At 46.5% G+C, this 15,495-nt stretch carries 14 protein-coding genes; 6 read left to right on the top strand and 8 right to left on the bottom strand.

The features are described from left to right. Positions 1-7 precede the first annotated feature (7 nt). Positions 8-1,402, top strand: coding sequence for a C4-dicarboxylate transporter DcuC (dcuC, locus tag RDK53_RS01510; protein ID WP_308512958.1), 1,395 nt, complete (start codon positions 8-10; stop codon positions 1,400-1,402). A 187-nt stretch (positions 1,403-1,589) separates the two neighbouring features. Here dcuC and RDK53_RS01505 read toward each other — a convergent pair whose 3' ends face one another. Both RDK53_RS01505 and RDK53_RS01500 read right to left on the bottom strand, forming a co-directional pair. Further along, on the bottom strand, positions 1,590-2,102 hold the full coding sequence (locus RDK53_RS01505) for an O-acetyl-ADP-ribose deacetylase (protein ID WP_308512957.1): 513 nt from the start codon (positions 2,100-2,102) through the stop codon (positions 1,590-1,592). Positions 2,103-2,182: 80 nt separating this feature from the next. Further along, complete coding sequence (locus RDK53_RS01500) at positions 2,183-3,454, bottom strand: M20/M25/M40 family metallo-hydrolase (protein WP_308512956.1); 1,272 nt, start codon at positions 3,452-3,454, stop codon at positions 2,183-2,185. A 237-nt stretch (positions 3,455-3,691) separates the two neighbouring features. Here RDK53_RS01500 and ahpC point away from each other — a divergent pair, with 237 nt between their 5' ends. Next, entirely contained in the window at positions 3,692-4,255 is a 564-nt protein-coding gene (gene ahpC, locus RDK53_RS01495; protein ID WP_066594529.1) for an alkyl hydroperoxide reductase subunit C, read from the top strand. A gap of 73 nt (positions 4,256-4,328) precedes the next feature. Here ahpC and RDK53_RS01490 read toward each other — a convergent pair whose 3' ends face one another. The 4 genes from RDK53_RS01490 to RDK53_RS01475 form a co-directional block, all read right to left on the bottom strand. Continuing rightward, positions 4,329-4,829, bottom strand: coding sequence for an AtaL-like protein (locus RDK53_RS01490; protein ID WP_308512955.1), 501 nt, complete (start codon positions 4,827-4,829; stop codon positions 4,329-4,331). An 11-nt stretch (positions 4,830-4,840) separates the two neighbouring features. After that, positions 4,841-5,947 carry an amino acid ABC transporter permease gene (locus tag RDK53_RS01485; protein WP_066594526.1) on the bottom strand — a complete coding sequence of 369 codons (1,107 nt, stop codon included), beginning with the start codon at positions 5,945-5,947 and terminating at the stop codon, positions 4,841-4,843. Continuing rightward, complete coding sequence (locus tag RDK53_RS01480) at positions 5,937-7,103, bottom strand: ABC transporter permease subunit (protein WP_308512954.1); 1,167 nt, start codon at positions 7,101-7,103, stop codon at positions 5,937-5,939. Before RDK53_RS01480 ends, RDK53_RS01485 begins: the two co-directional genes overlap by 11 nt. A gap of 71 nt (positions 7,104-7,174) precedes the next feature. Then, entirely contained in the window at positions 7,175-8,197 is a 1,023-nt protein-coding gene (locus RDK53_RS01475; RefSeq protein WP_066594515.1) for an amino acid ABC transporter substrate-binding protein, read from the bottom strand. Positions 8,198-8,501: 304 nt separating this feature from the next. On the opposite strand from RDK53_RS01475, the gene RDK53_RS01470 reads away from it, so the two are divergent. The 3 genes from RDK53_RS01470 to RDK53_RS01460 all read left to right on the top strand — a co-directional run bounded on the left by RDK53_RS01470 (position 8,502) and on the right by RDK53_RS01460 (position 11,145). Then, positions 8,502-9,440: a DnaJ C-terminal domain-containing protein gene (locus RDK53_RS01470; RefSeq protein ID WP_308512953.1), complete on the top strand. Its 939-nt coding sequence runs from the start codon at positions 8,502-8,504 to the stop codon at positions 9,438-9,440. Positions 9,441-9,452: 12 nt separating this feature from the next. Then, positions 9,453-9,761, top strand: a complete 309-nt coding sequence (locus RDK53_RS01465) for a hypothetical protein (protein WP_066594514.1) — start codon at positions 9,453-9,455, stop codon at positions 9,759-9,761. Between the two features lie 61 nt (positions 9,762-9,822). Further along, positions 9,823-11,145 carry a hemolysin family protein gene (locus RDK53_RS01460; RefSeq protein WP_308512952.1) on the top strand — a complete coding sequence of 441 codons (1,323 nt, stop codon included), beginning with the start codon at positions 9,823-9,825 and terminating at the stop codon, positions 11,143-11,145. Positions 11,146-11,247: 102 nt separating this feature from the next. Here the strand turns inward: RDK53_RS01460 and RDK53_RS01455 are convergent, their stop codons facing one another. Further along, a complete protein-coding gene (locus RDK53_RS01455) occupies positions 11,248-13,776 on the bottom strand; it encodes a DNA topoisomerase III (RefSeq protein ID WP_308512951.1) in 2,529 nt (842 codons plus the stop codon). A 261-nt stretch (positions 13,777-14,037) separates the two neighbouring features. Between RDK53_RS01455 and def the strand changes: the two genes are divergently transcribed. After that, the gene (gene def / locus RDK53_RS01450; RefSeq protein ID WP_066594509.1) at positions 14,038-14,568 is read left to right on the top strand and encodes a peptide deformylase; all 531 of its coding nucleotides are present in this window, start codon (positions 14,038-14,040) and stop codon (positions 14,566-14,568) included. Here def and RDK53_RS01445 read toward each other — a convergent pair whose 3' ends face one another. Next, complete coding sequence (locus RDK53_RS01445; protein WP_066594507.1) at positions 14,569-15,465, bottom strand: alpha/beta fold hydrolase; 897 nt, start codon at positions 15,463-15,465, stop codon at positions 14,569-14,571. Between the last annotated feature and the right edge of the window lie 30 nt (positions 15,466-15,495).

Below are 15,495 nucleotides of genomic sequence, written 5' to 3'. Positions count from 1 at the left end.
AACCATAATGTTCGGACTTATAACCGTTACAGTTGGTATCGTTCTAGTCGGATACCTCATCGTTAAGAAATACTATGCTCCTTGGGCGTTGCTTCTTGTAGGCCTTCTGATGCTGCTTGCCGTTGGCTTATTTACTAATGTGCCTCTTGTCACGGGAAAGAAAGTCACTCACAGCATGCTGCTTGACGTGGTTCAGGTCGTAACTAACCTGTCTTCTTCAACCTTAGCCGGACTTGGTTTGCAAATTATGGTTATTTCCGGCTTAGCTGATTACTTGGATAAAATTGGTGCTACCAAATCCTTCGTTAAAGTTTGTTCTAAGCCGCTTTACTATATCCATAGTCCTTATACGCTTCTTGCCATCTCCTATCTGGTCGGTCAGTTCATTAACATCTTTATTCCGTCTGCCGTAGGCCTCGGCGTTTTGTTGATGCTCACCGTGTATCCGCTTTTAATGGCTGTAGGAGTCTCCAGAGTATCGGCTGCTGCCGTCATCGTAACGGCAAGCTGCTTGGATTTAGGACCTGCTTCTGCAAACTCCATTGTTACTTCAAAGCTCTTAGGCATTTCTGCAATGGAATATTTCTTGGAAGGCCAGCTGCTTATCGGCGTGATTGCTGCCGCCGTTATTGCTGTTTCTCACGGCTTCCTGCAAAGATATTTCGATAAGAAGGATTTGGCCAGTGGACGCCTGACTGAAGATGATTTCAAGATGAGAAGCGAACTTATGGCTGCCGGTGCAAAAGATAAACAGCCTGATGCTCCTCGCTTTTATGCCATTCTTCCCGTACTGCCAATCGTATTCTTATTCATCTTCTCGAAGTTCTGCTATACAGGCGTAAGACTTGAGCTCATTACCTGCATGTTCTTATGCATGATCATCACCTTCTTGGTTGATTTGTTAACTAAGAGAATCTTCAAAGAATGTGTTGCCAGTACCAAATCTATTTTCCAGGGTATGGGCCGCGTATTTACCTCCACAGTCTCTCTAATCATCTGCGCGCTGGTCTTTGCAGAAGGTTTGAAGCTGTCCGGCGGTATTACAACCATCATCGGTTGGGCTGCTTCTATGCAGAACACTGCCGGTGTCGTCATGCTGATTGTTATGTGCACACTTTTGGCTTTCGCTTCTATTCTTACTGGCTCAGCCAATGCAGCATTCTTTGCATTCAACTCTCTTTTACCGCATGCTGCTAAAGCAGTAAATTGGGATTTGATTGTGATGGCTTGCCCGGTTCAATTAGTCAGCGGTATTGGACGTTCTATGTCTCCAATCGCAGGTGTTACGATTGCTGTTTCCAGTATTGCAGAACTTTCCCCGTTCGAAGTTGTAAGAAGGACAATTCCTGTCATGGCTATCGGTATGATTACCGTCGTCCTCAGTTCTTTGATCCTCTTGTAGAACCGTTGAGTTGAAGTTTCATTTGGCTCGATAAAACCTGTGAAACTTCATAAACTTTCAAATGCGCTTCCCTTTGAATGGCAGAAGCGCATTTCCTATATTTGAGAGTTAAGCAAATGACCACACATTGCGTGTGACTCTTTTTTGACTAGTTCAACAGAAGTTTTGTGACTCGTGGGCAGAAGAGTTAGTTGCTCTGGCCTCTGGCTTCGTCCAATTTCTTTTGATAGATCTCTTGATCTGTAGGTGAAAAAGTACACATCTGAACTTCGCCGTCAAATGGATGTTCCAGGATAGTTTTGACGGCTATTTCTGCCGCTAATTCCTTCGGAAAGCGATAGGCTCCTGTTGAGATGCTTGGAAAAGCTACAGTTTTCAGATTCAATTCTTTGGCAATATCTAGGGCGGTCCGATAGCAGGAAGCTAAAAGCTCGGCTTCATTTGCGTGACCGCCTCTCCAAATAGGTCCGACCGTATGGATGACGTGTTTGGCAGGAAGCAGATAGCCTTTGGTAACCTTACTTTGTCCGGTTGCGCAACCGTCCAGTTGCAAACATTCTTCAAACAGTTGTTTGCCGGCAGCTTTATGGATTGCACCGTCTACTCCGCCTCCTCCTAGAAGAGAACAGTTTGCGGCATTGACGATGGCGTCAACAGCTAAACGAGTGATGTCTCCGCACGATATCGTTAGTTTGCTCATTGAGTTCCTCCGGAGGCTGATAGCACAAGAGCACAGAAAAATCTGTGCTCTTGAAGTTCCTTTAATGCACTATGTGCAAATTATGCTCTTTTTGGAAGAAGCGGTTCGCTTCTGCCCTTAACTCCGACTAAGCCGAGAACGGTCATGAGAGCTAACTGCGGACCACGGTAGGAATCTGTGGAGTCATACCATTCCTTAACGTTGTGGTTGAATCCTTCTGTTCCGCCGCCGCCGAGTGTTGTAGCAGGGATGCCGAGGCTCAATGGAACGTTCTGGTCTGTGCTGGCGCAGGTGTATTTCTTAAGAGGAATACCAAGAACGTCCATGGCGCATCTTGCAGCCATCAGAACAGGAGAAGAATCCGGTTGATCACCGGCGGGGCGTTCGCCGATAGGTTCAATCTTAACTTTGATCTGTGCATCGCCTTCAGCTTTCCAGCGAGCATTTTCTTCGTCGGCAGCTTGCTGAAGAAGCGGAAGCAGGCGGTCAACTAACTTGTTGAGCTCAGTATTGCAGACGGAACGTGTGTCAATTTCAGTTGTAGCGGAGGCAGCAATGGAGTTGACTGTAGTGCCGCCGACGATTGTGCCGACAGTGAAGGTTGTCTTCGGATCAGCAGGAACTTCGAGGTCAGCAATCTTAGCGATAGCACGTCCTAATGCATGAGTTGCGCTGGCTGTACCGAAAGCACTCCAGCTGTGTCCGCCGGGACCTTCGAAAGTAACTCTAAAGCGGCGGGAGCCTGTAGAACCGTGAAGAAGTCTTTCAACATCAGCACTGTCAACGGAAATGAAGCCGTCAATGTGTTCTTCTTTGCTCTTGAACAAGTACTTGGAACCGCGAAGGTCGCCGTTGCCTTCTTCACCAACGGTTGCAGTAAAGAGGATGTCGCCGACAGTTTCGATCTTCTGTTCCTGAAGAGTGCGAAGAACCTCGAGAATAACAGCCAATCCTCTGGCATCATCGGAAATTCCGGGAGCGTAGAACTTGTTGCCTTCTCTGCGGACTTTGACATTGGTTCCCATCGGGAAAACGGTGTCTAAGTGGGCGCCGAGGGCTAAACGAGGACCATTGCCAGTACCCGGGCGAATGCCGATAACGTTGCCTTCCTGGTCAATTCTGACGTTAGTCAAGCCGAGATCTTTGAGTCTTTGTGCAAAATCTTTGGCTCTGTCTTCTTCGTGGAAAGGAGCGGCTTCAATTTCTGTAATTTCTACTTGATCCTTGAGCGTTCTTTCTTCTTCGTCTTTTGCAGCTGCAACAGCTTTAATGACTGGTTCGAAGGTTTTGATCTGGTTGTAGGCTTCGACAACAGAATTTGGAATCGGAGGAAGTTTGATTGGATCTGACATCTGAAATTCCTTGTTTGTTCATTGGTAATAGCCCTAAATCATAATGTGGTATTACCACTTAAGCAATATCCCTTTTCTTACTCTTTATTACGAAATGAAGATACTTTCTATAACCTCGTGACCATCAAGGACAGAGAAGATTGATAGAAAATTTCGATAACGTTAATAGACGTAGTCCATTAGACAAAACCCTAATGCTGGCTTAGACTGACCGAAATTTTTAAAGGAGAGACAAACATGTCTTTAATCGGCACTCAACTTCAGCCGTTCCAAGCTGAAGCATTCAAGAACAACGAATTCATCACAGTTACTGACAAAGACCTCCTCGGTAAATGGTCTGTCGTTTTCTTCTATCCAGCAGACTTCACATTCGTCTGCCCGACAGAATTGGAAGACCTTGCTGAACAATATGCAGAATTCCAAAAGATTGGTGTTGAAATCTATGCTGTTTCTACAGACACACATTTCACACACAAAGCATGGCACGACACATCTGCCGCTATCAAGAAAGTTGAATACCCAATGGTTGGTGACCCAACAGGTACATTGACACGTAACTTCGGCGTCATGATCGAAAGCGAAGGCCTTGCACAGCGCGGTACATTCGTTATTAATCCTAGCGGCAAGATCGTTGTTTGCGAAATCCACGACGGCGGCATCGGCCGTGACGCTAAGGAACTCCTCCGCAAGGTTCAGGCTGCTCAGTTCGTAGAAGCCAACCCAGGTTTGGTTTGCCCAGCTAAATGGCAGCCGGGTGCTAAGACTCTCAAGCCGGGTCTTGACCTCGTCGGTAAGATCTAATCCTTAGGTTCGCTGCTCATAAAAAGCTCCCTGTCTCGAAAGATTCAGGGAGTTTTACTTTGTGGATTTTGCGTTATTGCTTTGTGGTAATGAACTTTCCTTGAGCAATCATTTCAAGAAGCTTATTGGCAACATCTTTGTCTTTCTGTTCCCAAGCTTGAATTCTTAACGGCTTGTATTGCTCAGCACCCTTAACCTGCTCGTGTTCTGTATTTTCAAAATACGTAAATCGCAGGAAGAAAACGCCGGCCTCCGGTTCTTCAATCTGAACTTCGAAGCGGCTCTGTGGGATTGCTTCCGTCTCGTCAATATTGAATTTAATTAACTCCTGCGGAATTGTTTCTACTACGTCTTGAACGGTGTAGGGACCGAAATTCAATTTTCTATTGAGAGTAGTTGTCCCGTCAGGATGAAGGTTCTCATCAATTTCTGCATCTTCCAGTACGGAAATAAAGTCTTCCGGATGAGTCACAAAAAACATGAGCCCCATCCATAAATCATCACGTGTTACTTTGCCTGCAAGATCTGGGGTTTTGCTGGACATGCGGATGATATGTTCATGAACTTTTTGCATTGTCTTATTCCTTATGCTGCTTGAGCTTTAGCCTCAGCAAGCGCGCCTTGTTTCTTTCGTTCAATTCGCTTTTCAAGCCAGATGCTGTACCTGGACATGATAAAACTGAATACGAAATAGATTATGGCAATAAAGAGATATCCTTCCAGGAAGAAGTTGCGCCAATTGGGATCTCCGAGAGCCAATCTCAGGCTGCCTGTTAGGTCATACATGGATACGATGGTGACCAATGAGGTGTCCATAAAAGTGGAAAGCAAACTATTAACGAACGCCGGAATAATCGTGACAAAAGCCTGCGGCAAAATGATGTAAACATAAACTTGAAAACGGTTTAAACCGAGCGAATCGGCAGCGTAGAACTGTCCTTGCGGAATAGTTTGCAAGCCTCCTCGTATAGTTTCTGCCATATACGCTGCTTGGAAAAGCACGATACCGATCACAATTCTCCAGAAGGCTTCAATTCTCCATGCCGGAGGAAGCAGCAGCGGAAAAATAAATGAAGCTACAAAGAGTACGGTAATGAGCGGGACGCCGCGGATAAGTTCGATATAGCCGGCGCATAGGTTGCGGATGATTGCCATTTTGGATCGGCGTCCGATAGCAAGCAGAATGCCGATAGGTGCCGAAAGCGTCATCCCCAACAATGTCAGAATGATTGTCAGAGGCAAGCCGCCCCAGCTGTCGGAATCCACGCGCTCAAGGCCGAAAATACCGCCTTTCATCAAAATAAAGAAGGCTGCCAAACTGCAAACCCAGCCACCGATAAGCCACTTAGAGGCTTGTTTTGTCCAGGTCTGAGGGAAAGCCGAAATGACCAGCATCAATAAGACCAAGAAGGTGGCTAAAGCAGGTCTCCATTGAATTTCATAGGGGAATCTTCCGAAAATGATCAAACGCCATTTTTCCGTAACAAAGCCCCAGCAGGCGCCGTCGTGATTCTGCAGACAGGCTTTGAAGTCTGCTCTGAAAATGGCATCTGCTACGCCCCAGTTCCAAACATACCAGCCGGCTAATCCGAAAAACAAGATAAGACCAATCGTAAGAATGGAGGCCAACGGAGAATAAAAAAAGCTTCTCCAAATCTTGTTGGAGTACTTGAAAATAATATTACGAGCCATTTGTACCTCTCGTAACTTTAGCGTTCAGCCAGTTCATCAGGACTGCGGTAATTAAATTCAGAGTCAGGAAGACGGACATGATGATGACGATAACTTCTAATGCTTGTCCGTTTAAGTTAATTGTGGAGTTCCCAATGGAAACTAGGTCCGGATACCCGACAACTACAGCCAAGGATGAGTTTTTAGTTAAGTTCATGTATTGGCTGGCCAGAGGAGGCACGGCTAATTTTAGTGCTTGGGGAAAGACGATATAACTGATGATTTCTGTTTTTGTCATTCCCAGTGCCGAAGCGGCAGCCCATTGTCCTTTTGGCACCGCAAGAAAACCGGCACGGAAAATCTCTGCAATGGCTGCAGAGGTGAAGAACGTTAATCCAAACCAGAGTGCCAAGAATTCCGGAGAGAGGGAGCCTCCTCCTTCGATAGCAAAGCGCTGAACTTCCGGCTTATCCCAACCGAAAACAAAACCGCAGATCATCCATGTCAGAAGAGAGATAACAACGCCTCCCAAAAATCCGCTGACAGTCGCAACCAGCCCTGTTGATTTCTTAATAAAAGCGGCTCTTAGGGCCAGCCAGGAGACAAAGAAGGAGACGGTTGTGATTACGAATGAAATGTGCCAATCGTTTGGGAGGGCAAATTGGAATCCGGCTTTTGAGAGCACGGCCCAAGATCCGAAATGGATTGGGTCAAAGGAATCCGGCAGCAGCTCGGTGATGACAAGATAGACCAAAAGCAGCTGAACCAAAAGAGGAATATTCCGGTAGAACTCGACGTGCAATGCTCCGAGAAATTTAATCAGAGGATGCTTTGAAAGTCTCATTAACCCGACGATAATGCCTAGTACCGTCGCTGTAATGATCGACAAGACGGAGACTTTGATCGTGTTGAGAAGGCCGGCTAAGAAAGCTTTGAAATAAGCCTCTGAAGAGTTGAAGGTGATTAAAGATTCACCGATTTCAAATCCTGATCTTTCGAAGAGGAAGTCAAATCCGGAATGGATATTTCTTGCGGATAAGTTCGCAGAAACATTGAAAATAAAGGAGCCGAAGACAGCCATCAGAATTAACAGCAAAGCTCCCTGCCAGAGACCTTCTTTAATTTTTCTGTGTCTTTCTCTTAGCCTCCAAGAGGCATCACCTTTTGGTCCTGACATAATTTTTTCTTACTTCCAAATAACGGGTAAAAATGGCGGGAATCCCGCCATTTTTTAACCGGAGTTAAATCTTAACGGACGGGAGGAGCGTACAGGATACCGCCTTTTGTCCATTGATTGTTAACACCGCGCGGAAGAGCAAGCGGAGTCTTTGGTCCAAGATTCTTTTCGAAGCTTTCGCCGTAATTGCCGACCTGCTTAACAATGCGGTAAGACCAATCTTTATCCAAGCCGAGAAGTTTACCCATATCTTCGCCGCTGCCGACTAAACGCTGTACGTTCGGGTTGGTGCTGGTCTTCTTGACCTGGTCAACGTTTTCCTGAGTGATGCCGTATTCTTCAGCTTCGATCAAAGCATTCAGAACCCAACGGCAGATCTGGAACCATTCGTTGTCGCCGCGTCTGACGGAAGGTCCCAGAGGTTCTTTGGAGATAACTTCAGGAAGAATGATGTAGTCATCAGGGTTAGCGGCTTTAGTTCTTGCACCGGCTAAGTCGCTCATGTCGGTGGTGTAAACCTGGCAGCGGCCGGAGAGGAAAGCTCCCTGAGTTGCTTCAGTGGTATCGAATACAACGGCTTTGTACTTCATGTTATGAGACTTGAAGTAGTCGGCGACGCTTGGTTCGCTGCTGGTGCCGGACTGAACGCAGATAGTGGCGCCGTTGAGTTCATTAACGGATTTAACACCGAGTTTCTTAGGTACTAAGAAGCCCTGACCGTCATAGTAGATTGTACCGACGAAGACGGCTCCGAGAGAAGCGTCGCGTGTCAGGTTCCAAGTTGTGTTGCGGGCCAAAACATCGATTTCGCCTGCTTGGAGAGCGGAGAAGCGCTGCGGGGAGCTCAGCGGAACAAATTTTACTTTTGTGGCGTCGCCAAGAACTGCAGCAGCAAGTGCACGGCAGTAATCAACATCCAGACCTGTCCATTTACCTTGGCTGTCAGCATTAGAGAAGCCCGGAGCGGCTGTATTGACGCCGCAAACTACTACGCCGTCTTTTTTAACCTTATCGAGTACGGCGCCCGCAAGTGCGGCTTGGCTGAAAGAGAGAGCTGCCGCAGCGGCGACGGCAGAAAGCAGAATTTTTTTCATGAGGTTTCCCTTTTTAAGGTTGAGCTATTAATACTTTTACCACAATGGCAACTGTTAACAAATGTTTTTACTAGAAATTTGTATTTTCCGAGAAAATCCGTTGGGTAATGGGTCGGAAGAGGAAAGGATGTGTTTTGCGCACTACAAAAAGAATTTCGGAACTTTTGATTTATACAGCGCTTGTCGAGTCTCACACGACTCTTCGAGCATTCCGGTTCACCCATAGGCCCATTTTTAGCGAGGCAGAAGCCATAAATGGCTAAAAAAAGAACAAACTAGCAAGACTTATAAGGGATTTGTCATTATGGAATACAAAGACTATTACAAGATATTGGGCGTAGAAAGAGATGCCTCCGAGGCTGATATTAAAAAGGCCTTCAGAAAATTGGCACACAAGTATCACCCTGATGTATCTAAAGAAAAAGATGCCGAGGCTAAATTTAAAGACGTAAATGAAGCCTATCAAACCCTCTCCGATCCTGAGAAAAAAGCAGCATATGACCAGCTCGGACAAAGACGAGAAGGAAGCAATTTTGAGCCTCCTCCGGGATGGGGCGGCTTTGGCGGTTTCGGTGAAGGCGGTGCTTCAGGCTTTGATTTCGGTGGCGCAGGATTCGATTTCGCCGATTTGTTCAGCTCCATGGGAGGTGCAAGAGCATCCAGACAAAGAGCGATGGCTGGTGAAGATTTGGAAGCTGCTGTGGAAATTACACCGGAACAGGCTTTCAACGGCACTTCCGTAAGCCTCTCTTTGAGAGAACCGGAACAGCAGCCTGACGGCACTGTCCGCCATGTGACTAAGACATTGGAAATCAAGGTTCCTGCCGGAACAATTGACGGACAAAGAATGCGCTTGGCCGGTAAAGGCGGTCTCGGTTATAACGGCGGTCCTAACGGCAACCTTTATATCACTATCAACATTATTGAATCCGGTCGCTTCAAGGTAGAAGGACGCGACGTTTACTTGTCTGTTCCGCTTGCTCCGTATGAAGCGGTTCTCGGTGCAGAAGTCGTCATCCCGATGCTTTCCGGTAAGAAAGTTTCCGTGAAGGTACCGGCAGGTGCCAGAGCCGGCCAGAAGATTCGCTTAGCCGGTAAAGGCTTCCCGAATAAGAAGGGTGACCCGGGCGACTTCTACTTGGTGCTTTCCATCGCGGTTCCTCCGAAACCGACGGATGAAGAGAAAGAGCTCTACAAGAAGCTCTCTGAGATTTCAACATTTGATCCGCGGGCCGATCTTTAAGGAGCGAAGAATATGAGTAAAGCATTAGTTACACAGATTCAGACCACTTTCGAAACATTGGATGTCGATGAGCTCCAAAAATTGAGCGGTATCCCGGCAGATGTATTCAATGAGCTCAGAGAGTTGGGTGCTTTGGATGAATTTTTCCGAGAAGGAGTCCTTCCGGCAAACACGGTGGTGGTTTTTAAGAAAGCCGGAAGATTGAGGAAAAGTTTTCAGCTTGACGCAAATTCACTGGCCCTCTTGATTCACTTCATCGGTGAAAGCCAAGAGTTGAGGAGACAAATAAGAAAGATATACAGGACAAATCCTTATCTATGATTGAGCGATTTAGCGTATTTTCCTCAATCTGAGATAATGTCGTCTGATTAAGAGGAAAATCGTGGACATCTCTCTAAGAATAATAGCAATACTACTTTTAGTTGCTGCAGGCGGTTATTTCGCTATTGCAGAAATCTCTCTGGCGGGCTCGCGTAAAGTCCGCCTAACTCAGCTTGAAGAGCAGGGCGATGAAAGGGCCCATTTAGTTTTGAAACTCCAAGAAAAACCCGGACCTTTCTTCTCTGTTATTCAAATCGGTATCAACGCTGTTGCCATTCTCGGCGGTATCGTAGGCGAGCCGACTTTTACTCCGATCTTTGAAAAGTTATTGGCGCCTATTTGTCCGCCTGAAATGCTTTCGACAGTTTCATGGCTTGCTTCCTTCGTGTTGGTCACCTTCATGTTCATTATGTTTGCTGACCTGATTCCGAAGAGAGTGGGACTGAGTAGGCCGGAATCAATATCAGTACGTCTTATTCGCTCGATGTTGTTTCTGATAACCATCCTGAAACCGATGGTTTGGCTGTTGACGGTGGTCTCCAACGCCATCATGAAGACCTTGGGTCTGCCGACAAAGAGCAATAACAAACTTACATCAGAAGATATTGTCGCTACCGTTGAAGCCGGAGGTGCGGCAGGCGTTCTCGCTCCGAGTGAGCAAGCAGCTATTGAAAACGTGATGGACTTGGAAAGCCGTTTGGTTCCAAGCGCCATGACAGCACGTGAATTCGTGGTTTACTTTACGCTCAATGAAACCTACGAGAGCATCTGCAAGAAGATTGCAGACAGCCCGCATAACAAGTTTCCTGTCTGCGACAGAGACATCGATCATGTTATCGGGTACGTAGATTCCAAAGATCTCCTGCGCCGGGTCATTGAAGGACGTTCCTTCTCTTTGAAGGACGAAAACTTCATCGCCCCGCTTCCTGCCGTTCCAGACTCTTTGTCTCTTTCTGAAGTTTTGGAAATGTTCAAGAACAAGAGAGCAGACTTCGCAGTTGTTGTAAATGAGTACGCACTTACAGTTGGTGTAATAACTCTCAACGATATTATGAGTACGGTGATGGGCGATTTGGTACAGACTCCGGAAGAAGCTCAGATCGTTCAGAGAGAAGACGGCTCATGGCTGATTGACGGCTCAACTCCGATTGATGACGTTGAAAGAGTTTTTGATTTCGGACAGCTTCCTGATGATGAAACTTACGAAACCGTTGCAGGATTCATGATGTATATGCTTCGCAAGGTGCCGAAGCTGACGGATAAGTTCATTTATGAAGGCTATAAATTCGAAGTTATCGACGTTGAAAGGAATCGTATTGACCAGATTCTTGTGACCAAAGTTGATGAAGCCGAGCATCCTTCGGAAGGTGCAGCTGCGAAGTAGCGAAATGAAATAGCTTGGAACTTAACAAGCACAAACAAAAACTGAAGCCGTAACAGCTTCAGTTTTTGTTGATAGACATGCAGATCGGTCTAGCCTATTCTCTTAAGCCTCTTTGCCGGCCGAGGTTTTCCGTGCGGTTGTTGTTCTCTTGGCACCGGTTCCGGCAGCTCTCGGTTTCTTTTCTTCAAACTTGAAGCCGACTTTGCCGCCTTTTTCTAAAACCAAGAAGGCAGAGAACGGGCGTTTAGTTCTATTGGAGACGAAGGCGGTTAGAAGATCAGTGCTGCCTGTCTCTAATAGCTTCTTCATCTGAGCTTCGTCAATTGGCTGCTGAAGAATAACCTTTCCGCTTCTGAAAGTGCATTTCTTCTTAGCTTCAGGATTCAGGGCGTCTTCGCAGGCGTAAGCAGTTTCGGTTTCTAATACTCTCTTGCCGCAGACCGGACATTTTCCGATGACCGGAAGAGAATTGATGTCGACCGGTGTTTTGGGTTCGTCCTCTTCTTTGTTGCCGAAATCAAAATCAAGCTTGTAATCAGGGGCCGGACCAAGTTTAAGAACAGCAGAGAAAGGACGTCCCATTTTGCTGATAAACCCGTCGAGAGGGCCGATGCTTCCTTTTTCAAAGAGTTCATCAACTTCTTTGGCTTCCAGCATGCGTCCGCCCGGATGTTTAGCAATGCTGTAATCACAGTGAGAGCATGCAAAACGCTTGTAATGTTCAACCATCGGTGAGTGGCACTTCGGACATTTAGCGTGAAGCAGCATTGGTTGTTCAATAGGTACGGTGTCTGCACCATAGCTCTTTGCTTTATCAACGATCTGCGTTGTCAACTCGGCAATGCCCTTCATGAACTCATTGCGGGAAAGTTTTCCTTTTTCGATCTGGGACAGCTGATATTCCCATTCACCGGTGAGTTCGGCTTCAGATAAGACGTTGATGTTTAAGCCGTGAAGAAGTGTTAAAAGCTGCTGAGCTTTTGCTGTCGGAACAAGTTCGCGGCCTTCGCGAATCATATAGCTCTGCAGAACCAGACCTTCAATAATAGCGGCTCGTGTAGCCGGTGTACCAATGCCTTTTTCACGCATCGCGTCGCGCAGTTCTGCTTCTTGGATTTCTTTGCCGGCGTTTTCCATTGCGCTCAAGAGAGTCGCTTCAGTGTATCTTGCAGGCGGTTTTGTAGCGAGCTGCTGAGATTCAATATGCTCGACGGCAGCAGGTTCATTCTGTTGAATCGGAACCATCACTTCCTGTCCGACGGCATCCGCGCCTTTACCATAAACGGCTAACCAGCCCGGGCTCTCTAAGACTTTTCCTTCAGATAGGAAAGAGTACTTTTCTACCTCAGTGATGCGGGTAATGTTCTTGAACTGTGCAGGCGGGAAGAAAATGGCCAAAAATCTCTTAACGACCAAGTCATAAATCTTCTGCTCGGCTTCGCTTAAAGAAGCAGGAACTTTCTGTGTTGTCGGAATAATTGCAAAGTGGTCGCTGATCTTGGCGTTGTTGAAGATCTTTTTATTGAATGTGACCCAGTTGTTCTTCAGAACTTCATTTGCAAATCGACCCCAAGGAGACTCCAGCAGCATGTGCATGATTTCTTTGACGGAGGGGATGTAGTCTTCCGGAAGAGCACGCGCATCGGTTCTCGGGTAGGTCAACACTTTATGTTTTTCATAAAGGGCCTGGGCAATGGCTAAAGTTGTCTTAGCAGAGAATCCGAATCGCTGGTTAGCTTCTCTTTGCAGAGTGGTCAAATCATATAATAGCGGACAGCTGGTTGTAGAAGGCTTGAACGTTTCGGTTACAACACCGGTCTTGCCCTGACAGGCGTTGACGATTTTCTGCGCTTCTTCCGCATTCCATAGGCGATCCGCTTTTAATGTGTTGTCATCGCCTTTCTTAAAGTTAGGGTCAAAATACTTACCGTGGTAAGAGCCTGACTGAACGCCGAAGTCAGCATGAACTTCCCAATAATCTTTAGGAATGAAGCTTCTGATTTGGTTTTCGCGTTTAACGACCAGGGCCAGAGTCGGGGTCTGCACCCGGCCGACGGTGGTTAAGAAGAAACCGCCGTCCTTGCTGTTGAAAGCGGTCATGGCGCGTGTGCCGTTGATGCCGACAAGCCAGTCTGCTTCAGAGCGGCTCTTGGCGGCGTCTGCCAAAGGCTGCATTTCTGCGGCTGTACGCAAATGATGGAAAGCCGTACGGATGGCTTCTTTGGTCATGGATTGAAGCCAAAGTCTTTCGGTCGGTTTTTTAGTCTTTACTGCTTCAATGATGTAACGGAAAATGAGTTCGCCTTCTCGTCCCGCATCGCATGCATTGACAATTTTGTCTACATCTCTTCTCTTAATTAATTTGGAGAGCGTTTTGAGCTTGGCTTCGGATTTCTTTATGGGCTGAAGTTCAAAGTGAGGCGGAATTACAGGAAGATGCGCAAAACTCCATTTTCCTCGTTTGACTTCATACTCTTCAGGAGCTTTGATCTCCAATAAATGACCGACTGCAGAGGCGACGATGTATTCGTCGCCTTCATAATAATCGGTGACCTTTTTGAGGCCGCCTAAGGTTTTTGCAATGTCAGTCGCTACGGAGGGTTTTTCCGCGATAACCAATGTCTTGCCCATCTTTTATCCTGCATAAATGTGGTTTCTTTTTTCTAAATTAGCACCTTTTCAAAGAGTTGTCGAAAATTCCATGGACCCATAACTCTCAATTAAGTCAGGAAATTCAAGAGGTGTGATTGTTTGTAAGAATTCTTCTTTTTCTGATTAGATCTTGTTTCTTGGCCTACGACGAAAGGCTTTTTTGCTTAATAGAGGCGGATCAAAGCTTTTTTCTATCTCGTACCTAGTATGATCTCGAGAAAAATATTATGGAGGCCTTTAATGGCAATACTTCCTATTCTTAAATATCCGGATGAGCGCCTTAAAACGAAAGCCGCTACTGTCACGGAATTCAATGAGGAACTGAAAAAATTAGCTGCCGATATGGCAGAAACGATGTACAAAGCTCCCGGTGTTGGTCTTGCAGCCACCCAGGTTGATAAGCACATTCGCCTGATTGTTATTGATATTACGGAAGAGAAAAACGATTTGAAGGTTTTGATTAACCCGGAAATTGTCTCAGCAAGCGAAGAGCTAAAACCATGGGAAGAGGGCTGCTTGTCTTTGCCCGGCATTTACGACAAGGTTAAAAGACCGGCTGAGGTCGTCGTCAGAGCTCAGGATTTAGACGGCAATACTTTTGAAATGGCTTGCGACGGCTTGCTTGCCGTTTGTGTTCAGCATGAAATGGATCATTTGAACGGTATCGTATTTGTTGATCACTTGAGTTTGCTCAAGCGCAGCCGTATCTGCACAAAAATCAGAAAACAAAGAGCAGAAGAAGCCAAAGCGGCTAAGCACAAAGAAGATTAATCAGTTCTCTGCATCCCAAACATGTTTGGCGATGGCAGAAGAAATCTCTTCGTAGTGTATCGGAGGAAGGTCATGGCCCATCAAAGGCATGACCTTTAATTTTGCGTTGGGAATAAGGTCTGCCACCTCTTTACCGGCGCTTAGCGGCAGCAACGGATCATCCTCGCCGTGAATGACTAAGGTCGGAGTACTAAGGCGGGACAACTGAGCTGATCTGTCTCCGCTGGCTAAAATGGCTAAAAGCTGTCTTTCCGCTCCCTTCGAGTCAAAAGGAATTTGACTGGAGTCGCGCAGGAGTTTTTCTTGTTCTTCACGCGGATATTCATATTTAGGACTCTTAAGAGTATTGAATACACGGCAGAAATGCTCGAAGAGCTTCTCCGGATTATCAGGTTGTTCCGGATGCATAAACAGAGAGTAGATGGCTTTGACCTTGCCGGTCCCGGTCCTAGGGTTTCCGGAAGCCGACATAATGGAGGTCAAAGATTTCACGCGGGACGGGCGGATGGTTGCCGTTACCTGTGCAATCATGCCTCCCATGGAGACACCGACCAAGTGGGCCGAATCAATCTTCAAATAGTCCAGCAGCTCAACCAAATCCAAAGCCATGTTCTCTAATTTATAAGGGGCTTTGACAGGAAGCCTTAATAACGCTCTGCCGATGGCAATCGGAACGGATTGAAAATTCTTATCGGTTGGGAAATATTGCGAGTGACCAACATCTCTATTATCAAAAGTAATGACCCGAAGTCCTTTTTTGACTAATAGGCGCAAAAGTTCTTTCGGCCAAGAATGCTCACTCATGCCGAGTCCCATAATCAGGACGACTGTGGGAAGGTGCTTATCTCCGTACTCGTGGTATGACAAAGTAACGTTTTTTAATTTAGCAACCGGCATGAAAGTAATCCAAATCGAGCCATACTTGAT

Source organism: uncultured Turicimonas sp., assembly GCF_902477955.1.
Lineage (GTDB): Bacteria > Pseudomonadota > Gammaproteobacteria > Burkholderiales > Burkholderiaceae_F > Turicimonas.
The sequence above is the reverse complement of the archived record's forward strand: the minus strand, read 5'-3'. Positions and strand labels throughout refer to the sequence as shown.